We start from the raw sequence: 19,746 nt of genomic DNA, 5'->3' as shown, positions 1-19,746 counted from the left end.
CTATTCGGTCACCTGCCAATGTGCATGCAGTCCTGAGTGTCGATATACCGGCTGGCCGACGGTTTGTTCGACGATGGACATGGCGGCCTGCAGGCTGAACCACCTGCGGGCGCGGGTTATCCCGGTGTAGAGCAGCTCGCGCGTGAGGACGGCGTTTGGCTCATCGGGCAGCACCAGCGCGGCGTGCTCGAATTCGGAGCCCTGTGATTTGTGCACGGTCATGGCATAGACCGTTTCGCGCTCGCCCAGGCGTGAGGGCAGTACGAAGCGGATGCGCGTGGCGGTATCGCCGGCCGTTCCGGCGACCTCGAAGGCCACGCGCAGATGCAGCACGCCAAGTTCGTCGGGAACGCGCAGTGCAATGCCGACATCGCCATTCATCAGGCCCAGGCTGTAGTCGTTGCGGGTCACCAGCACGGGGCGGCCTTCGTACCATTCGCGGCTCGCGTCGATCAGTCCCGCTCGGTGCAGGATGTCGGCCACCTGGCGATTGAGCCCGTCGGCGCCCATCGGGCCCTGGCGCAGCGCGCATAGCAGCTGGAAGCGGCCGAAGCTCTGCAGCACGCTACGGGCCCAGGCGTCGAACGCCGCCGCGCCGGCATCGGCGCGCGGGCGCTCCTGGCGCATCCATTCAAGGTAGTGACGGTAGCCTTGCGGCGAGGCATCGTCGCTGCGTGCAGAAAAACGCCTGGCGCCACCATCGAGGACGAGTTCCGCAAGGCGTTGCGGTTCGGCGGACGGGTTCACCCATGCGATATCGGTCTGCGACCGCCGCAGCAGCTGCCGCACTTTGGCGACGTCGCCTTCGTTGGTGGCTTGAGCGAGCATGCCGATGCCGCTGTCGGCGCCGAAGCGGTGGCTGTGGCGCAGCATGGCCACATGCTGGTCCAGCGGCGCGGCGTCGGCACGCACCCAGGCATTGACGTCGTCGCCCGTGGTCTGGCGCAGCCACTCGGCCGTTGCGGGATTGTAGTGCGCGCTTTCCGCACGGCGACAGAGGTCGCCCAGTACGGCGCCCGCTTCCACGGACGACAGTTGATCCTTGTCACCGAGCAGGACCAGTCGCGCATCCTCGGGCAGCGCGGCCAGTACGGCCGACATCATCTCCAGATCGATCATCGAGGCTTCGTCGATGACCAGGACGTCCAGGTGCAGCGGATGGCTACGGTCGTGGCGGAAGCGACGCGTATCCGGCCGTGCACCCAGCAGCCGATGCAGGGTGTCGACCTGGCTGGGAATCGTTGCGCGCACGTCGCTGTCGACATCGAGCTGCGCGATCTGCGCGCTGATCGAGGCCTGCAGTCGCGCCGACGCCTTGCCGGTCGGTGCGGCCAGGCGAATGCGCAGTGGTCGGGACGAGTGGTCGAGCTGCAGGGTTTGCAGCAGCCCAAGCAGGCGTACGACGGTGGTGGTCTTGCCGGTTCCCGGGCCGCCGGTGATGACAGTGAAGGCGCCGCGTGCAGCCAGCGCGCAGGCGATGCGCTGCCAGTCGGGGAGGTCGCCGGCCTCGGCGGGAAACAGTCGCGCCAATTGTTCCGCCAGTTGTGGCGGCGCGCTGGGTGACTGGATCAAGCGCAGGCTGATGGCCTGCGCCACGCGTTGCTCATGCTGCCAGTAGCGGCGCAAATAGAGCCGATGGCCGTCGAGCACGAGGGGCGAGCCGGCGTGATCGCCGGCATCAGGCGTGGCGACGAGGATCGAGTGGGTCAAGGAGGCAGGATCGGCGGTGGCAGTCGCGACCAGTGCGCGCCAGCTCGTGGGCCACGCGAACTCGTCGGCCAGCGGCTCCCACGATGCCAGATCGAGGCAGAGATGGCCGTCGGCCTGTTGCCGACTCACCAGGGCGCCCAGCAAGGGGAGTACGGCCGGGGCATGGGCATCCTGCGCCGCGAGGAAGCGGGCGAAGGCGACGTCGAGAGCGCGCAGGGTGCCGCGCTCGGGAGCCTGGTCCAGCAGGTCCAGCCTGGCGTCATGCCGCATGCGCGTGCACTCCCGTCGCGAACAGGCGGTCCATGGCGTCGATCAGCGTCCGTGGCAGACGCTCCTGGTGGACACCATGGCCCGCGTCGTCGATACCGCGCAGATACAGGTAGGCCACGCCGCCCATATGGCGATCGTAGTCATAGCCCGGCAGGCGCGCGCGCAGCTGGCGATGCAGGGCCAGCGTGTAGATGGCGTACTGCAGGTCATAGCGTTCGCGCAGGATCGATTCGCGCATGGCGGCAGGTGTGTAAGCGCCGGCGTCGTTGCCGAGCTTGTTCGATTTGTAGTCGATCACGTAGTAACGCCCCTGCTGCTCGACCACCAGGTCGATAAAGCCCTTGAGCAGTCCGTTGATGCGTTCGGGCAGCAACGGCGTGCGCGCCTGGCCATCGAGCGAGTGCGCGGTGACCAGACGGTCGAGTACCAGCGTGTCGACATGTTGCGCCTCGAACCAGAATTCCATTTCGGCGTAATAGCCATCCACGCCGGCGAGGCTGGCCGAAGCGCCATCGGGCAAGGCGAGGTTCGCGCGAAGCAAGGCAGGCATCCAGCGCGATAGCAGGGGAATGTCGGCTTGCCAGCCTCGCCGTTGGCAGCGTCGGGCGATTTCCTTTTCCAGTCCACCGGGGTCATCCACGACCGCCGCGAAGCCCTCGTCCGCTGCCCATTCCAGCAGGTCGTGCAGGAAGGTGCCGGCCTCGGCGCCGGCGTGAAAGGCGTGCATGCCCTGCGCGTTGGCAGGCGGGAAGTCGGCCATGGCTGCTTGCGCGCTGCCCAGTTCGATAAGAACGTCCTGCGTTGGCGTTTCCGGCGCGGGCACCGAGGCAAGTTCGGCTTCGGCGTATCGCAACGAGCTATAGCTCGCCACCCACCAGCGTTCCTGGGCGCCGCCGGTATACGTGCGAGCATCCCACAGCGGGGTGATGTCTGCGTCCACGGCCCTGAGCAGATGCTGCTCGGGCTGCTGCAGTATCCCGATCGACAGGTCCGGATGGCCTCCGCGCAAACTGGCGAGGCGGCGCATCAGTTCGCCCGGCGGGATCGGCTCGCCACCGGACAGCACGTGGCCAAAGGCGGACTTGTGCAGAGGGGTAGTCCTGCCGCCGCCCACGCCGGCGATGCCCAGCCAGCAGGCATAGCGCGCGCGGGTCAGGGCGACATAGAGCAGGCGAAGATCCTCCTGCAGGCGCTCGCGATCGGCGAGCGCCCGTGCCGCGTCGTCGGCGCGCAGATCCATCTGCGCTTCACCTTCCGTGTCATGCCACAGGAAGCTGTCATCGCGTTTCACCTCGCGTGCGGCGCAGACGAAGGGCAGCAGCACCAGCGGGTATTCCAGGCCCTTGGATTTGTGGATGGTCACCACCTTGATCAGCGCGGCCTCGCTTTCCAGGTGCACGATCTGCTCTTCCGCCGTTTCCGCCTGCGGATCGACCGCCGTGGCCATCTGCGCGGCCAGGTAACGGATCAGCGCATGATCGCCGTCCAGGCTCGTCGCTGCGTGTTGCAGCAGCTCGGCCAGGTGCAGCAGATTGGTCAGCGCGCGTTCGCCGTCGGGCCGCGCGAGCAAGTGGGCAGGGAGATCGAAGGCATGCAGCAGATCGTGCAGCATGGCCAGCACGCCATGGCGCTGCCAGGTGTCATGCAATTGGCGGAAGCGTTCACCACAGGCTTCCCAGTGATGCTCGTCGAGATTGAGCCGGTCCAGCTCCGCGTCGCTTCGTCCCAGCGTCGGCGTGGCCAGGGCCGCGCGCATGCTGCGGTCGGACCCCGGATCGGCGCAGGCTTGCAGCCAGCGCAACAGATCGGCGGCCTCGGCCGAGGCATAAACCGAATCGCGATCGGACAGATAGACACTCTTGAGACCACGTCGCTGCATTTCAGCGCGTACGCGTGCGGCTTCGTTGCCGTTGCGCACGAGGATGGCGATATCGCCTGGTCGCAACGGCGTGACCTGCTCGTCCTTGTCCATGAAGCCGCAGCGTCCTTGCTGTGCCGCGGTCAGCAGTTGCACCAGATAGGCGGCGGCGTGGCGGGCCATCACGTCCACATAGGTCGAGCCGCTGATCGCTTCGGGCCGGTCTTCGACGGCCAGTTGCATGGGCGGTAGCGCCTGGCCATCAAGCACGAGCCGATCGTTTCGTCCACGCGCGGCGACTGGGTGGAACGGCAGCGCGCTGCTGCCATGTCCGAAGCCAAAGGCGCCCTCCGCATGGCTGTCGGCATGCTCGAAAATGCGGTTGACCGCGCCCACCAGCGCCTGGGTCGAACGGTAATTGGTGTCGAGCGTCCAGGTTGGTTGTTGCGCCGTGGCGCGGGCGCGCAGGTAGGTATGGATGTCGGCGCCGCGGAAGCCATAAATCGCCTGCTTGGGATCGCCGATCAGCAGCAGGCCGGTAGGCCCGCGTCCCGCGTAGACGCGGCGAAAGATGCGCCACTGCAGTGGGTCCGTGTCCTGGAACTCGTCGATCAAAGCGATCGGGTATTGCCTGGCGATGGTGTCGGCCAGCCTGGCGCCGGCGTGGCTGTGCAGTGCGCCGTCCAGGCGCTTGAGCATGTCATCGAAACCGAGCTGGGCGCGACGTAGCTTGGTCTGCTCCAGCCGCCGGGTCACCCAGGTGGTGGCATGGGCCAACATCGATGCCTGCAGTGCAGCGAGACCATTCCGCGTCGCGGCACAGGCTTCGATGGCCACGAACGCTTCATGGATGAGCGGCGCGGCGTTCTTGTTCTTGGCAGCGGCCAGTGCGGTCTGGGTATAGCGCGGAAGAGTCTCGCTGGCGTCGGCCAGGCCCTGCGACCATTGCCGCAACAGTGCGAGTTCGGTCACGACTTTCTCGCGCCTCATCTTGTTGCCGTTCAGCGCGCCCGAGTCCAGCGCCACGGCAAACATCGTCTCGATCGGCTCCACGTTCTCCAGCCACTGCTGTCGTGCGACCGCTTCGGCCGCGCTCAGTGCTTCGACGCTGCGCTTGAATTCACTGAGGGCGCGCGCTGGTTCGGGCAGCGGCTTGCCATCCAGGCGCAGGCTTGGCAGCGGCTGGCGGAGCAGGGGACGCAGTGCTTTCAGCAACGCCGGCGGGCTCTTCCACCAGCGCGAGATCACCGCCGCACCGTGACGGTCGAGCGGGAAAAAATAGCTGCGCCAGTAATCGCGGACGGCTTCGGCGAGCAGTTCGCTTTCGTCGATCTCGGTGTCCTGCACAAAGGCATGGCCACTATCAAACGCGTGTCGGCCAAGCATGCGCTGGCACCAGGCATGGATGGTGTGGATGGCCGCTTCGTCCATCCATTGCGCGGCCAGCTCGAGTTGCCTGGCGGCGCGCGCGCGCGCATCGGCATCGGGATAGGCAGCGATGAGTTCGCGCAGGAAGTCATCGGACGCGTGATCGCGGCGGAACGCCTCGGCGGCTTCGCCAAGGCGTTCGCGAATGCGCTCGCGCAGCTCGGCCGTGGCTGCCTTGGTGAAGGTAAGCACCAGGATCTGGGCGGGCAGCAAGGGCTCGGCGTCCGTGCGGCCGTGACCCAGCACCAGGCGCAGATAAAGCGCTGCGATGGTCCAGGTCTTGCCGGTGCCCGCGCTGGCCTCGATCAGCTGGATGTCATACAGGGGCAGCTGCAGGGGTTGGAGCGATGCGCTGGCGCTCACGCGACATCTCCTTGCGAGACAACATCCATCAAGGGGCGGTAGAGCTCAAGCCAGGCCTTGAATCCTGCCGCTTCCATGTGGGCGAAGCTGGGCCAAGCGCGCGCCAGGCAGGCGTCTTCCTCGACTTCGCCGGGAATCTGGCTGAATCCGCTGCCGTCGTAGGCGAGTTCGGCCTGCTGACGGGCCTTGTCCTCGTCCTTGGCATGCTGAAGCCAGGCATAGGCAGCCTTGCGGGCTATCGGCAACGGTGCGTTCATGCCTTCGCGCAGTGCTGCCAGCAGCTGGTCGGTCCACGTGGTCGCTTCGGTCTTGTCCAGCACGCGAAGAATCACGTGTGCATCCGCGCTGATGACGTGCGTCTGCAGGCGCAGGCCGTGGGCGTGCGCAAGCAGGTGGATCACCCAGGCGCCGATCAGCTTGTCATGGCGAAGGCCGCCATCCTTCTGCCGCAGCTTGCCGCTGGCAAGCTCCAGGCGAACGAGATGGGTGTCGTCGCCCACACGCAGATCCGTCAGCCAGTCTTCGATGCGAACACCGTGCGCGGCGTACTGCAGCTCGAGCTTGTCGGCAGCCTGCGGCCAGCGTCGGCAGGTCGCGAGCCAGTGGGCGGCCAGCTCGCCGGCTTCCCGCGCCAGCGTATCGCGCAGCAGTTCGCCGAATCCGCCAGGTGGCAGGGCGCCCTGTTCGGCCAGATGGCGCGCGGCAATGTCGACGGCTTCGTCGGTATCGTCAGCCTGTACGGCAGCACGCAGCACGCTTGTGTTGGCGACGTGTCGTTCCAGTGCGTTCAGCGCGAACGGTTCGTCATTGGGCGTTTCCTCGTCCAGGTCGGCGAAATGCACTTTCAGGCGCTGGTTATAGAAGTAGCGCACCGGCCGACTGAGGAAGCTTTGCAGCTGGCCGATGCCCAGTGCAGCATCCGCTTCCCATCGCGCCAAGGCGTTGTCGCCTTGCGCGGCGACGTGGCTGCGATGCGCTTGCCGCCATTCGCGCGCATAGGTGAACACGTGGGCATTCGCATCGGCGCTGAAGTAGCGTCGACTGAATGGTTGCAGCGGATGCTCCGTCGTCATGGCCTCCACCAGTGCCTGGCCGGTGGCGGCATCGCTGGCGTCATCGCCGTCGCGATGCCAGCCGGCGGCGACGTAGTCGCGCAGCTGGCCGACGAGCACCGAAGCTGGCAGTGCGCTGTTGTCACGCACGTTACGACCCACCCAGCTGATATAGAGCGCATCGCGCGCGGAGACCAGCGCCTCGAGGAACAGGTAACGATCGTCTTCGCGACGGGACCGATCACCTGGCCGCGCGTGGCCGGGCTGCGCCATCAGGTCGAAGTCGACTGGTGCCTGGCGACGCGGGTAGTCGCCGTCGTTCATGCCGAGCAGGCATACCACGCGGAATGGGATGGCACGCATGGGCATCAAGGTGCCGAAACTCACCGCACCACCCATGAAGCGTTGCGACAGGCGGCTTTCATCGATCGCCTTGAGCCAATGCTCGCGCACGATGACTAGCGGCACGGGCTGCGTGAATGCCGCCTCGGTGCACGCTTGCTGCCAGGCGTCCAGGGCATCGCCAAGGCGCGCCAGACGGTCGCTATCGGCCGGATCGTCCGGCGCGAAGAAGTCGCCGAGCAGGGCCTGCAGGCGCTCATGCCACTGGGCTGGCGTGCCCGCTTCACGCAGCAACTGCCAGTAGCGTTCCAGTTGATCGAAAAGCTCGGTGAGCGGGCCAATCATGGCGGCGTCGAGTCCACCCACTTCATCGTAGGGTGCGATGCCTTGCCAGGTATCGGCGTCGCCCGCGGCATAGCCCAGCAGCATGCGTTGCAGGCCGAAGCGCCAGCTGTTCTGTTCGATGCCGGGCAAGTCGAGGCTCTGCTTCTGCTCGCCATGCAGGCCCCAGCGGATGCCGGAGCCTTCGATCCAGCGTCTGAGCGTGGGCAGGCCAGCCTCGTCGATGGCGAAGCGTGTGCGCAGCGCCGGCACATCGAGCAGGTCCAGTACAGCGCTTACCGCGAAGCGCGAATCCGGCAGCGTGAGCAGATGCTCCAGCGCCACCATCAACGGCACGGCACCGCGCGAGGGTTGGTCGGCCAGGGAGTAGGGCAGGTGCCGCGGGTCGTCGACCGGTAGTCGGCCAAAGACCGCTTGCACATGCGGAGCGTAGGCCTGGATATCGGGCACCATCACGATCACGTCGCGCGGCGACAATGGCGTGCCTCGGCGGCGCGCGTCCTCGAACATTGCCAGCAGCTGGTCGTGCAGAATCTCCACCTCGCGCTGCGCACTGTGGGCGAGGTGGAATCGCAACGAAGCATCGTCGCTGCGCCACGCCTTGCGCTGCGATGGGTGGGGCGGCAGCGGCTCCAGATCGAGAATGGCCTGCTGGATCTGGCGCAACAGCGTATCGCCATCGGTATCGGCGAACAGGTCGATGCTGCGGTTCCAGGCGGCGAAGCGCTGGCGGTAGCCCTCGGGCTTGTCGAAGGCGTCGAGCAGCCGGATGTAGTCGCGACCCTGGCGACCCCAGGCGGCCAGCAGTGGGTTCGCGTGCAGATGAAGGTCTTCATAGCGCGGCTCCACCGGCAGGCCAGGCTTGCCGGCCTGGCGTCGCTGGTTCGCCTTGAGCAGCTCGCGGTCCTCGATGATGTCGGCCCAGTAGTGGCGGCAGGGGTTGGCGACGAGCAGCATCACCTGGCTGAATCGGGCCAGGGCGGTCAGCGCCTCCAGCGTCTGCTGTGGCAACGAGGAGATGCCGAACACCACGATGCGTCGCGGCAGCGAGGCAGGCCGCGCGGTCAAGCTGCCGATGCGCTCGAGGAAGGCATGATGGACCGCCGCGCGATGGTTGTGGCGTTCCTCACCCACGTCATCCAGGACGAGCTGCCACAACCGGGCCTGCCAGCGCTGGTCATCGCCCAGCGGCGTGTGGCGGCTGCGCAGGTCATCGCGCAATTGATAGCGACCTTGCTCCCAATCGGCGAGCCAGTCGGCGCGATAGACCTGGTATTGATCGAACAGGTCGGCCACCCGCTCGGCCAGCTGGAAGCGCTTGTGCTCGTCCGGGTCGTCGCTGAGAAACTCGCGCAGCGGGGCGAAATCGGCTTCGTGCAGGTGTTCGGGTAGCAGGCGCAACAGTCGCCAGGCCAGGCGTGACTTGTCAAACGGCGACGTCGTTGCCACGGCGTCGCGACCTAGCACGCTGCGATAGGCCGCCCAAAGAAACCGGCCGGGCAATTGCACATCGATCGCCGCGCTGATGCCGAGGCCGCCTTCGCCAGCCGGACGCGCCAGCGCCCATTTCAGCCACTGGGCGATGCCGTTGCTCTGCACCAGCATCAGCTCGTCTTCCAGTGGACGCAGCGGTGCACGGGCCAACCAGGCCGTCAGAAGGTCGCGCAGGTCCTCCATGCGGTTGCCATGGATGACCATCAGGCCCGGTTCGATAGGCGACTCAAGCGGCAAGTCCAGGGTGTGGCTCACGGTAGGCAGGGGGCGGCTTGGCTCATGGGGGCATTCTCGCCGAGCGGCTGGTGGAAGTCCCGCATCCTGCCGGCTCGCCTTCTCAGGAGCTGAGAAAGCTCACGGGCGGGATGGAACGCTGCGCTTTTCCGCCATCCGGCAGGCATGGCGGCTGATGCCATGGCCAGCACCGAGTCCAGGGCTTTTAAGGGCTCACTGGCCCGGGTCGGAGCAATGGGTTTTACGTGATTTCAGATAAGTCTTATAGAGGCGCCAGGCGGCGGGCCGCACACTAACCCCCGGCTTCACGAGAGTGATGCCGTGTCCCCGGCCCTTCCCCTGGGCCATCACCACTTAACTGTGGTGGAGCGTTACGAAGGAGCCTCCTGCAAAGGGGGAGCGTGCCGCCAGGCACGCGTTAGGGTTCGCAATGGAGTGCGGACGCGCAGGGTGGTCATCCGTCCAGGATCGGACGGCCCACCCAAATTTGTAGCTCGCCGGGAGCCGCTCAAGCATGAGTTCGGCTCCCCAAGCGTGGGTGCACATGAGCACGAGTGTTCTGATGGTCAGTCCATCGGGTGTGATCAGCGCTCGCCCTCGTCGCAGCGATACGCATGCGTTGATATGGAACGACGGCGTTCAACCCGGGCGAGCTTGCGAGTCGGCGCATTGATCCTGCTGTCGTTCGGCACGCATGGGCGCAAGAAAATGCAGCGCTGCCGACGAGCAGCAGCTGTCATCTCGATCGTTGCGCTGTCCGTTAGGATGCGTCGTCATTTCAAACCACATCATCGATCGAGTGAGAGCAACTTCATGAATACGCGCCCATGGAAGCGGGAATGGCCGATGCGGCTGGTGATCGGTGGTGCCGTCGCCGCGCTTGCGCCGATGCAGCTGGCGGCGCAAACGGCGAGCGCGCCGCTGCAACAGGATGGCGATGCTGTGCCGAGCGATGCCGACCTGGCCAATACCAGCTGCACGAGTGGCGAAGAACGCTTTCTCCCCGGTGATTTTTACTACTGCCTCGGCACGCAATCGTATGGCGCGCATCACTATCAGGATGCGCAGAAATTTTTCACCACGGCGGCGGCCTGGGCCAGCAAGCCCGCGCAATACGTGCTCGGCATCATGGCGCTCGACGGCGACCAGCAACCGGTGAACCGCCCGCTAGCCCTGGCCTGGCTGGCGCTCGCGGCAGAGCGCTCGAATGCCGACCTCAAGCGGGCGTATGACAGCGCATACAAGAGCGCCACGACGCAAGAGCGGCAGGCGGCCGACGCGCTGCTTGCAAGCATGCGTCCCGTCTACGCCGACAGTACCGCGGCCGTGCGTGCGGAGAAGCGCTATGTGCAGGGCATGGCCGAGTTGACCAGGCTAAGCAACAGCGGCGCCAGCTACTGCATGCAGGACGACAAGGCGATCACGCGGCAGGCACCGCCGCCGACCGGTTGTCCCACCGCCAAGGCCGTCATGCAAGCCGTCGATAGCGCCGCCGTCAAAGTCTTCGACGGATGGGTCGGTCACGTGCAGGTGGGCCCGCTGGAGCAGGCGGGTGGCCCTTCCGGGAAGGGGAGTTGAGCTCAGGCGAGCAGGGGGCCGTTGGCTACACTTAGTTGCGCAGCGTGGCGGCGGGCAGGTCGACCACGCTGGCCACCACGTTGGCGCCAGCCATCGAACGATCGGCACGCTCCAGCGCGCTGCATGCCGATTCGGCGGCGTAACGCATGAGATAGGCAAGGTGCGCCCGATACTGCGAACCGATGCCATGGGCGCGAATCATGCCGGCGGCTTCGGCCAGGCATTCGAGATCGGAGTAGGCGCGATCCAGATCGGAGCTGATCGAGCATTGCGCCAAGGCATGTGCAACGGCGGCATCATGCAGGCGGGCGCCGACCACATCTTCGACCAGCTTGGCGGCCTGGCGCGCGGCGAACACCAGCACGTCGGCAGCCGCATGCGAAAGTTCGCTGTCGGACACGGCGCGGTCGGTCAGTTCCACCAAGCTGCGCGTGACGGTAAGCAGTTGCGTCACGGGGTACGCCGTAGCGTTGCTCTGACTCATGATCCCGATCCCCCCGGAGAAATTGATCGCGCATTCTCCACTGAGGCGGGACATTTGTGTATCGGAAAATTGGGTCCATCGGGTGTAGGTGGGCGATGACCCCGACGATCGCGGGCCTGGCCGGCTGGGGCCGGAGCCCCGCCGGGCCCTGGGCCAGCCGCAAGGCTTGCCGATAAAGCCCTGGCCATGCCTGTTCGGTCAATGGGTTACGCGAGTTCGAACGGGCAGGACGGGCTTGGCGGGCTGCGAGCAGGGACGATGGGCTGGGGATGCCATCCGGTCCAGCAAGAGGCTGGACCGGATGGCGTCTGACGTCGCCGGCGCATTTGCACGGCCGGCATGCAGGCGAGACTGCGCTTGCTAGATCTGCTGGGTCGCCACCCGCCCGAGCTTCACGCGGGAACGCCCAAGCAGCTTCACCGCAAAGGTCGCCAGGCAAAGGACGCCCAGGGTGAACACGATGTCGCCGGGAACGCGCAGCCAGACCAGGGTCTGCATGATCGAGGAGTGCACGATCTCGGGCGAACGCGCATACCACAGGCCGTATTCCACGCTCGCCCAGGCCTGGTAGATGCCTGAAGGCAGCAGGGACAGGAAGACCATCATGGCCAGGCCGATATTGAGCAGCCAGAACATCGGCTTCAGCCACCCGTCGGACCAGTTCCTGCTCGACGACAGGCCGCGCAGGCAGAACAAGGTCAGGCCGATGCCCAGCATGCCGTAGACGCCGAACAGGGCCGCATGGCCATGCGCGGGGGTCAGGTTCAGGCCTTGCACGTAGTACAGCGAAATCGGCGGATTGATGGTGAAGCCAAGCAGGCCGGCGCCCACCGTGTTCCAGAAGCCCACGGCGATGAAGCACAGGATGGTCCACTTGTACGAAGCGACCCAGGGCGCGGCCTTGCTGCGCTGGTAGTTGCGATAGCCCTCAAAGCCCACCAGGGCCAGCGGCACGACTTCGAGCGCAGAGAACATCGCGCCGAAGGCGATCACGGCCGTAGGCGTGCCGGTGAAGTAGAGGTGGTGCAGGGTGCCGAGAATGCCGCCGAACAGGAACACGATGGTCTCGAGCACGATCGCCGTGTTTGCCGTGGCAGCGCGGATCAGGCCGAGGCGCGAGAAGATCAGCGCAATCACCGCGGTGGCGAAGACCTCGAAGAAACCCTCGACCCACAGGTGGACCAGCCACCAGCGCCAGTACTCGATCATCGAGTAGTGCGTGTGTTCGCCCCAGACCAGGGACGTCGCGTAGAACAAGCCAATGCAGGTGGCGGCGATGAAGACCATGGCGATGAGGCCGCGGCTTTCCGAAGGACGCATCAGCGCGGGCCACAAGGCGCGTCCCATCAGCAAGAGCCAGAACATCAGGCCGATGAACAACAGGATCTGCCAGACGCGCCCCATGCTGGTGTACGCCAGGCCCTGGTTGCCAAGCCAGAACGCGTAGTGGAAACCCAACTTCTGCATGGTGCCGATCCAGCCGCAGAGCAGGGATCCGACCACGACAAAGACCAGCGCGCCCAGCAGCACGTTGACCCCGAGTCGTTGGTACTTCGGCTCATGCCCCGACAGGGCCGGGCCGATATACAGGCCGGTGGCCAACCATGCGGTGGCGATCCACAACACCGCGAGCTGGGTATGAATCGTTCTGCTGGCGACGAAGGGAAGTATTGAAGCCAACGGAATGCCGAAGAAGCTCTGTCCTTCCACCGCGTAGTGGGCGGTGATCACGCCCATGGAAATCTGCAGCAGCATGAGCCCAATGACGACGTAGAAGTACTTCATCGTGGCGCGCATCGAGGGCGTCGGCTTCAGGTCAAACAGCGGGTCCGACTTGGGCGCGACGGGATCGGTTTCGTCATGATGCGTCACGTGATACCAGACCATGCCGGCGATGCAGGCGATCAGGCCGATGATGCTGGCGATGGACCACATGCCGTTGGCCGTGCTGGGGACATTGTCGACCAGCGGCTCGTGGGGCCAGTTGCTGGTGTACGACAGATGCGCTTCGCCGGGGCGGTTGGTTGCAGCCGCCCAGGATGACCAGAAGAAGAACGCCGGCAGGGCTTTCAGATCTTCGGCCTGCGTCAGCGAGCCGGGCATCATCGCGTACTGCTCGCGCAGCTTGTCCAGGGCCGGGTCGGTGCCGAACAGCCCTTCATAGTGGCGCGCGACTTCCTCGACCGCTGCGGCACGATCGGCGCTCAGCGTCAGCGTGCCGGTGGCGCTGTCATAGGTGTTGGCGCGCAACACGGTCTTTAGTCGATTGCCGAGTGCGCCTTGATCTTCGGCATCGAGCTGGTCGAACGGCACGCGATGGCCTTGTTGCGCCCAGCGGTCGCGCAGCGTGAGCGCCTCCCGGTGCAGCCAGTCGGCGGACCAGTCAGGCGCGATGTAGCTGCCGTGGCCCCACACGGTTCCCAGCTGCTGGCCGCCGGCTTGAAGCCAGGCTTGCTGGCCGCGCTGGATCTGCTCGCCGGTAAAGATCACCCGGCCGTCAGGCGCCACCACCTGCGTGGGGATGGGAGGTGCCGCCAAATAGATTTCTCGCCCAAGCCATCCCAGGACGGCGAAGGACGCAAAGAACATGATGGCGAGCCAGCGCCACAGTTTTCGCGTGGATTGCATCGATTTTCTCCTGCTTGATGATGGATCGGAGCACTACGAATATGTATGGAATATGCAACTTATAAGATAGATGTATTCGATATCCATGGTTTAGATCAATCTCTGGGAGGGCCGGTCAAGCCGGCGGGGAGGGAGGTGGCTTGTGGGTCAGGCGATCTGCAGCAGCGCTGCGAGGTGGCGCGGTTTGATGATGAGGTCGGCCAGCGTGTAGTTGTCCAATACCTTGTACATGGCCTCCATGGCTTCGCCGAGGATGCCCTTCAGGCGGCAGGCGGGGGCGATGCGGCAGCAGGAGGTGGCGGGGTCGAAGCATTCCACCAGGGGTATCGAGGCCTCGCTGGCACGAACCAGTTCGCCGATCGAAATGGCGCCCGCGTCGCGCGCAAGCTGCATGCCGCCGCCTTTGCCGCGTACGGTTTCGAGATAGCCCTGGCGGCCAAGCCAATTCACGACCTTCATCAGGTGGTTGTCCGAAATGCCGTACGCATTCGCGATGTCACTGCGCGTGGTCAGCGAGTCTTCGTTGATCCCGACGTACATCAGCGTGCGCAGGCAGTAGTCGGTGAATACGTTCAGGCGCATGGGGGCGGCCTTTAAGATGTCTACGAAATACATGTTATATTGAACCGCCAGCAACGAAAAGCCCCGCGTCCACGCGCCTCGTTACCAAGCGTCGGGTCCTGGATGCTGGAGCGGAACACCAGGGCCATTCGGCGGGCGCGGCTTCGGCGACTGCGGCAGGAGGCCGCAGGTCTAGAACCGATCGCTGCGCTGGATAGAATGGCGCGCCCCACCAAGACTGTTTCCCCACTACGACCCGCCGGCGCATCGATATGCATTCCATTCCGCAGGTTCCAGCTGGTGAAGCGAGCGCGCATGTCGATGCGCATGCTTTTTGCCAAGGCTGCGCGTTTTCCCGTGCATGCACCGCCATGGGCTACGGCAAACGCGAGTTGGCCGCTTTACAGTGCCTGGTTGAGCATGCGCCGCCGGTGGCGGAAGGCGACTATGTGCTTCGACGGGGCGAGCCGTTTCGGGCGATCTACGCGGTACGCACCGGCAGCGTGAAGGCGTCACTGTTCAGCCGTGATGGCCGCGAACAGGTGCTCGGCTTCTACTTGCCTGGCGAGGTCGTGGGACTCAGCGGCATTCATCCCGACTGCCATCCCAGCGACGCGATTGCCTTGGAGCGGTCGACCTTTTGCCGCTTCTCGTTTCCCGCCATGAGCGATCTCGCGGCCACCGTGCCGGCGATCCAACAGCATCTGTTTCGCCTGTTGAGCCGGGAACTCGGCATGGTCAGCAGGCTCGCTGGCGACCACACGGCTGACGAGCGGGTGGCGGCGTTCCTGCTGGACCTGGGCCAGCGTCACGCACAGCGCGGGCTGTCGGACACGGTCTTCCAGCTCAGCATGTCGCGTAGCGATGTGGCGAGTCACCTGCGCCTGGCGCCCGAGACGGTAAGCCGGGTGCTGAGCCGGTTTCGCGCGAAGGGCTGGGTCTCGGTCGAGGGCCGGCGGGTGCAGTTGCGTCACGTCGAGGCGCTGCGCGACACGGGTTTCGCGCTATGGCAGGCTTCCTCGGCGGCCTAGTCAGCGGCCTGGCTCTTCGCCGTCAATGGGCGTCTCGCTGTCGGCCGCAGGCCGTTCGACGGGATCGGCTTCTTCCATCAGCGGCAGCATGCCAGGACTCTCCAGGTCATCGAACTGCTGGTGGTTCACCGCCCAGAAGAAGATGGCGACGGCCACGATGACGATCAGCAGGGTGACGGGGATCAGCACCAGCAGGATGTTCATGCGCGCACCGCCGGTGCTGGCGGATCATCGCGGCCGATGCGCCAGGCATTGAGCACGACCACCAGTGAACTCGCCGACATGCCGATCGCTGCCAGCCACGGTGGTACCCAGCCCAGCGCCGCGAAGGGAACGGCGCAGAGGTTGTAGGCCAGCGACCAGCGCCGGCCTCGCGCGATGACGTCGCGTACCTTGCACGCCACATCGCGTGCCACCACCAGTCCATGCAGTTGACCGTGCAACAGCAGGAAGTCGGCGTGCGCCTGGGCCAGTTCGCTGCCTGAAGCGAGGGCAGCGGAAACATCGGCACCGGCGAGGATGGGGGCGTCGTTGTTGCCGTCGCCCACGGCAAGCGTGACGTGGCCTTCGCGGCGTTTCTGTTCAAGCAGGGCGAGTTTGTCCGCGGGGGTTTGCTGGGCGTGGTGTTCATGCACGCCCAGGGCCGCAGCCGTCTGCGCGACACGTCCTGCAGCATCGCCACTGGCGATCACGGTGGCCATGCCTCGTTCCCGCAGTGCATTGAGCGTGCGCGCCGCATCGGCGCGCGCGGCTTCGTGCGGACGGAACGCGGCAATGGGCCCTTGGGCGTCGGCAAGCCAGAGGTCGTCGGAAGAGCGTGATGATGCGGCGCCCTCCAGCACGAACGCGCCGCGTCCCAGCCGAACGGTGTGGCCTGCAATGGTGCCGGAAATACCCGAGCCGAGCGTCACTTCGACCTGCGTCGCCGTCGCCGGCCGATGCCCCGACGTTGCCTGTACCACGGCACGTGCCATCGGGTGCGAGCTCTCCCGGGCCAGCGCCGCAGCGAGCGCCGGCCAGTCGGTGCGACCGTCGGCACGCAGGTGAGTGGCTTCGTCGAGATCGATGTGGGGCACGGTCAGCGTGCCCGTCTTGTCGAAGACGGCGACGTCGACGCGCGCCAGGGTCGCCAGGGCGGCGCTGTCCGCGACCAGCACGCCGCGTTGGGCGAGGATGCCTAGCGCCCGTACCATGGCGCTGGGTGCCGTGAGCGCGAACGCGCAAGGGCAGGCAATGACGAGCACCGCCACGGCTGCCTCGAACGCGCGTGACGGATCGATCAATAGCCACGCCGCGGCGGTGCCAAGCGTCAGCACCAGCACGCGTGCGACGAAGCGGCCCAGTTCCGCGTCATTCACTTGCGTGGCGGCTTCACGTGCGAGGCGTGCGCGCGTACTGAGTGCGCCCATGCGTGCGGCGGCGGTGTCATCGCCACTGCGCTCGACCCGTAGGCGCGCCGGCCCGCCGACCAGGACGCTGCCCGCCACCAGGGGATCACCACGGTGGCGCGTGACCGGACAGGATTCGCCCGACAGCAAGGCTTCGTCCACCTGGATCGAGTCACTCTCCAGCACGCCGTCGGCGGGTACGGTGCCGCCTTCGGCGATATGCACGCGCTCGCCGGGCAGCAGTTCGATGGCTGGCACCGTCTCCAACTCGCCATTGGCGCGCAGACGCTCGGCCAGCAAGGGCGCGCCGTCGATCACGGCATCGCCCAGGGCACCACTGCGATGGCGGGCGCGAAGCTCGATGTAACGGGCCGCCAGCAGCAGGAACACGAACATGCTGACCGAATCGAAATAGATCTCGCCCTGGCCGCGCACGGTGTTGATCGCACTGGCGAGAAACACCAGCCATACGGCGGCCGCGACCGGGATGTGGATGCCCAGGCGTCGGCTGCGCAGTTCCTGCCATGCGCCGCGGACGAACGGGTGAGCGGAATAGAACACCACCGGCGCCGTGGAGATCAGGCTCAGCCAGCGAAACAAGCCGCGCGTGGTGAAGTCGACGAAATCCACTACGCCAATGTAGATCACGAACGCATACGTCATCACCTGCATGGCGCACATGCCGGCGACCAGCAGGCGCTTGAGCAAGTCATTCGCCTCACGCGAACGCGTATCGTCGATGCTGTCGCTGCGCAGTGGTTGCGCGGCACAGTGCATCGCGGCCAGGGTTTGCAGAAGGGCGGGCAGGGAGGTGCGATCGCGATCCCAGATCACGCGCACGCGCCGGGACGCGGCGTCCACGCTGACCCGTCGCACGCCGGGAATGGCATGGATGACTTGTTCCAGTCGTAGTACCTGGCGCGCGCCCTGCAATCCATCGACACGCAAGGCGACTTCGCTCTGGCCATCGCGCCGCGCGCGCAGCACCTGGGCTGCCAGCAGCGGATGTGCCCATGCCTCATAGGTGTTCACGGCTTGGCGCCCCGATGCTCATGCGAGCTGGAAGGCACGCCGAAGACCGCATGGGGCGCGTCCACCGGTTCATCGGCGTGTCGCGCGCCAAGCACGATCATCCATACGCAACCGGCCAGGGATGCCCCGAAGACCGCCGCCCCGATCCACAGTACCGGCTGCCGATACCAGTTCCAGTTGGTGCGGCGCCGAAGTTTATTTCGGGTAGGCATGATCCGGGTGCGACAGGTGATAAACGTAGGCGGCCAGCACGCGGATCTGGTCTTCGGTCAGGCGCGGGCTCCATGCCGGCATATGGCCCTGGCGACCATCGCGGATGGTGGTTTCGATATCGGCCAGGGTGCCGCCATGCAGCCAGATCTGGTCGGTGAGGTTCGGCGCGCCCAGCGCCTGGTTGCCCTTGCCATCGGGACCATGACAGGCGGCGCAGGTCGCGAACAGGGGCTTGGCGGCCGCGGCGCGCTGTTCGTCGTGCGGCCGGCCGGAAAGACTCAACACGAATTGCGCGAGGTTCTTCACGTTTTCCTCGCCCAGGCTCGCCCATGGCGGCATCACGCCAGCGCGGCCGTCGTGGATCGAGGTGAAGATGGCCTTGCCGTCGCCGCCATAGAGCCAGTCGTTGTCGGTGAGGTCGGGCGCGCCAAGCAACTGATTGCCGGTGGCCGAGCGGCCATGGCAGGCGGCGCAATTGTCCAGGAACAGGCGGCCGCCGAGCTGCTGGGCGGCAGGGTCGCCGGCCAGCTGCTCGATCGGATAAAGCGAAAAACGCTTCATCAGCTCGTCGAGCCGCGCGTTATTGGACGCCACGTTGGCGGCCAGTTCACCGTGGGAGGTCCAGCCAAGCAGGCCCTTGAAGCGGCCAAAGCCCGGAAACAGCGCCAGGTAGGCGAAGCCGACCACAAACATGCTGGCCGACAAGATGACCCACCAGAGTGGTAGCGGGTGCACGCCTTCGCGCAACACGCCGTGCGCCCATACGTGGCCGCTGGTGCCGTCCTGCTGCACGGGAATCTTGGCGCGCGGCGCCCACAGGAACAGGAACAGCGTGATGCCCAGGTTGAGCACCACCAGAAACATGATCCACAACGACCAGAACAGGCTCATGGCTGGGCATCCTTCGCGTCGGCTGCCGTGTTCGGATTCTCACCGGCCGACTCGTCTTCCATCGGAAGCTCGGCCATGCGCGAGAACGCCTTTTTGTGTCGACCGCTCCACGCCCACGCCCAGATGCAGATGAAGGTGAACATCATCACGACGATGATCACGCCGGTGAGGTGACCCCAGATCTCGTTCATGGTTCGCCTCCGTCGGTGGCCGGTTGGCCATTCGCCGCCATCGGTTCGTTCTTGATACCCAGGCCTTGCAGGTAGGCAACCAGGGCATCGAGTTCCGTCTTGCCCTTGAGCGCGTCGGGCGCACTGGCGATGTCGGCGTCGCTATACGGGTCGCCGAGTTTGCGCAGTCCACGCATGCGCGCCTGGATGTCGGTGGCATCGAGCTTGGTTTGCGCCAGCCATGGATAGCCGGGCATGTTCGATTCCGGCACGACCTTGCGCGGAGCCATCAGGTGCAGTTGGTGCCACTGGTCGGAATACTTGCCGCCAACGCGGGCGAGGTCGGGTCCAGTGCGCTTGGAGCCCCACTGGAAGGGCCGGTCGTACACCGACTCTTCGGCGATGGAGTAATGACCGTAGCGCTCGGTTTCGGCGCGCAGCGCGCGGATCATCTGCGAATGGCAGAGGTAGCAACCCTCCCGCACGTAGATATCGCGACCGGCCAGCCGCAGCGGGTCGTATGGCTTGACCCCGAGGGGCGCCCGCACGGAATGGGCTTCCATGAACAGCGGCGTGATCTCGGCAAGTCCACCGATCGACACCATCACGGCGGTGAGAATGGCGAGCAGCGGCGCGTGTTTCTCGATCGTTTCGAAATGTTTGTAGGCCATGGGTGC

Annotated in this window: 14 protein-coding genes; 2 read left to right on the top strand and 12 right to left on the bottom strand. The window is 65.8% G+C overall.

Annotated elements, in window-relative coordinates:
- The 3 genes from recD to recC are packed head-to-tail and all read right to left on the bottom strand — an operon-like array spanning nt 1 to nt 9,114.
- Nucleotides 1-1,980, bottom strand: coding sequence for an exodeoxyribonuclease V subunit alpha (gene recD, locus OUZ49_RS10350; protein WP_266150309.1), 1,980 nt, complete (start codon nt 1,978-1,980; stop codon nt 1-3).
- Nucleotides 1,970-5,629 (bottom strand): exodeoxyribonuclease V subunit beta, encoded by a 3,660-nt coding sequence (gene recB, locus OUZ49_RS10345; protein WP_266150308.1) that lies wholly within the window; start codon nt 5,627-5,629, stop codon nt 1,970-1,972. Before recB ends, recD begins: the two co-directional genes overlap by 11 nt.
- The gene (gene recC / locus OUZ49_RS10340) at nt 5,626-9,114 is read right to left on the bottom strand and encodes an exodeoxyribonuclease V subunit gamma (RefSeq protein ID WP_266150307.1); all 3,489 of its coding nucleotides are present in this window, start codon (nt 9,112-9,114) and stop codon (nt 5,626-5,628) included. Before recC ends, recB begins: the two co-directional genes overlap by 4 nt.
- A gap of 792 nt (nt 9,115-9,906) precedes the next feature.
- Between recC and OUZ49_RS10335 the strand changes: the two genes are divergently transcribed.
- Nucleotides 9,907-10,671: a hypothetical protein gene (locus OUZ49_RS10335; RefSeq protein WP_266150306.1), complete on the top strand. Its 765-nt coding sequence runs from the start codon at nt 9,907-9,909 to the stop codon at nt 10,669-10,671.
- 31 nt (nt 10,672-10,702) lie between these two features.
- On the opposite strand, the gene OUZ49_RS10330 is transcribed toward OUZ49_RS10335, so the two are convergent.
- The 3 genes from OUZ49_RS10330 to OUZ49_RS10320 all read right to left on the bottom strand — a co-directional run bounded on the left by OUZ49_RS10330 (nt 10,703) and on the right by OUZ49_RS10320 (nt 14,365).
- On the bottom strand, nt 10,703-11,155 hold the full coding sequence (locus tag OUZ49_RS10330) for a hypothetical protein (RefSeq protein ID WP_266150305.1): 453 nt from the start codon (nt 11,153-11,155) through the stop codon (nt 10,703-10,705).
- 360 nt (nt 11,156-11,515) lie between these two features.
- Nucleotides 11,516-13,783 (bottom strand): nitric-oxide reductase large subunit, encoded by a 2,268-nt coding sequence (locus OUZ49_RS10325; RefSeq protein ID WP_266150303.1) that lies wholly within the window; start codon nt 13,781-13,783, stop codon nt 11,516-11,518.
- Between the two features lie 147 nt (nt 13,784-13,930).
- The gene (locus OUZ49_RS10320) at nt 13,931-14,365 is read right to left on the bottom strand and encodes an Rrf2 family transcriptional regulator (protein WP_266150302.1); all 435 of its coding nucleotides are present in this window, start codon (nt 14,363-14,365) and stop codon (nt 13,931-13,933) included.
- Between the two features lie 350 nt (nt 14,366-14,715).
- Here OUZ49_RS10320 and OUZ49_RS10315 point away from each other — a divergent pair, with 350 nt between their 5' ends.
- Complete coding sequence (locus OUZ49_RS10315; RefSeq protein WP_380004371.1) at nt 14,716-15,375, top strand: helix-turn-helix domain-containing protein; 660 nt, start codon at nt 14,716-14,718, stop codon at nt 15,373-15,375.
- Here OUZ49_RS10315 and ccoS read toward each other — a convergent pair whose 3' ends face one another.
- Genes ccoS through ccoO form a run of 6 tightly spaced genes read right to left on the bottom strand, consistent with a single transcriptional unit; the run spans nt 15,376 to nt 19,740 of the window.
- Complete coding sequence (gene ccoS, locus OUZ49_RS10310) at nt 15,376-15,579, bottom strand: cbb3-type cytochrome oxidase assembly protein CcoS (protein ID WP_266150299.1); 204 nt, start codon at nt 15,577-15,579, stop codon at nt 15,376-15,378.
- Nucleotides 15,576-17,795, bottom strand: a complete 2,220-nt coding sequence (locus OUZ49_RS10305; protein WP_266150298.1) for a heavy metal translocating P-type ATPase — start codon at nt 17,793-17,795, stop codon at nt 15,576-15,578. The genes ccoS and OUZ49_RS10305 overlap by 4 nt, the downstream gene beginning before the upstream one ends.
- Nucleotides 17,792-18,007: a hypothetical protein gene (locus OUZ49_RS10300; protein WP_266150297.1), complete on the bottom strand. Its 216-nt coding sequence runs from the start codon at nt 18,005-18,007 to the stop codon at nt 17,792-17,794. The genes OUZ49_RS10305 and OUZ49_RS10300 overlap by 4 nt, the downstream gene beginning before the upstream one ends.
- Nucleotides 17,991-18,899: a cytochrome-c oxidase, cbb3-type subunit III gene (ccoP, locus tag OUZ49_RS10295; protein ID WP_266150296.1), complete on the bottom strand. Its 909-nt coding sequence runs from the start codon at nt 18,897-18,899 to the stop codon at nt 17,991-17,993. Before ccoP ends, OUZ49_RS10300 begins: the two co-directional genes overlap by 17 nt.
- Nucleotides 18,896-19,090, bottom strand: a complete 195-nt coding sequence (locus tag OUZ49_RS10290; RefSeq protein ID WP_266150295.1) for a cbb3-type cytochrome oxidase subunit 3 — start codon at nt 19,088-19,090, stop codon at nt 18,896-18,898. The genes ccoP and OUZ49_RS10290 overlap by 4 nt, the downstream gene beginning before the upstream one ends.
- Nucleotides 19,087-19,740, bottom strand: coding sequence for a cytochrome-c oxidase, cbb3-type subunit II (ccoO, locus tag OUZ49_RS10285; RefSeq protein WP_266150294.1), 654 nt, complete (start codon nt 19,738-19,740; stop codon nt 19,087-19,089). The genes OUZ49_RS10290 and ccoO overlap by 4 nt, the downstream gene beginning before the upstream one ends.
- Between the last annotated feature and the right edge of the window lie 6 nt (nt 19,741-19,746).

Source organism: Dyella halodurans, from assembly GCF_026283925.1.
GTDB classification, from domain to species: domain Bacteria; phylum Pseudomonadota; class Gammaproteobacteria; order Xanthomonadales; family Rhodanobacteraceae; genus Dyella; species Dyella halodurans.
The sequence above is the reverse complement of the archived record's forward strand: the minus strand, read 5'-3'. Positions and strand labels throughout refer to the sequence as shown.

Excerpts from the sequence above, each read along its gene's own strand:
- ccoS (WP_266150299.1), bottom strand. The coding sequence starts at position 15,579 with ATGAACATCCTGCTGGTGCTGATCCCCGTCACCCTGCTGATCGTCATC.
- recD (WP_266150309.1), bottom strand. The coding sequence starts at position 1,980 with ATGCGGCATGACGCCAGGCTGGACCTGCTGGACCAGGCTCCCGAGCGC.
- OUZ49_RS10315 (WP_380004371.1), top strand. The coding sequence starts at position 14,716 with ATGGGCTACGGCAAACGCGAGTTGGCCGCTTTACAGTGCCTGGTTGAG.
- OUZ49_RS10300 (WP_266150297.1), bottom strand. The coding sequence starts at position 18,007 with ATGCCTACCCGAAATAAACTTCGGCGCCGCACCAACTGGAACTGGTAT.
- ccoO (WP_266150294.1), bottom strand. The coding sequence starts at position 19,740 with ATGGCCTACAAACATTTCGAAACGATCGAGAAACACGCGCCGCTGCTC.
- OUZ49_RS10320 (WP_266150302.1), bottom strand. The coding sequence starts at position 14,365 with ATGCGCCTGAACGTATTCACCGACTACTGCCTGCGCACGCTGATGTAC.
- OUZ49_RS10290 (WP_266150295.1), bottom strand. The coding sequence starts at position 19,090 with ATGAACGAGATCTGGGGTCACCTCACCGGCGTGATCATCGTCGTGATG.
- OUZ49_RS10335 (WP_266150306.1), top strand. The coding sequence starts at position 9,907 with ATGAATACGCGCCCATGGAAGCGGGAATGGCCGATGCGGCTGGTGATC.
- OUZ49_RS10325 (WP_266150303.1), bottom strand. The coding sequence starts at position 13,783 with ATGCAATCCACGCGAAAACTGTGGCGCTGGCTCGCCATCATGTTCTTT.
- ccoP (WP_266150296.1), bottom strand. The coding sequence starts at position 18,899 with ATGAGCCTGTTCTGGTCGTTGTGGATCATGTTTCTGGTGGTGCTCAAC.
- OUZ49_RS10330 (WP_266150305.1), bottom strand. The coding sequence starts at position 11,155 with ATGAGTCAGAGCAACGCTACGGCGTACCCCGTGACGCAACTGCTTACC.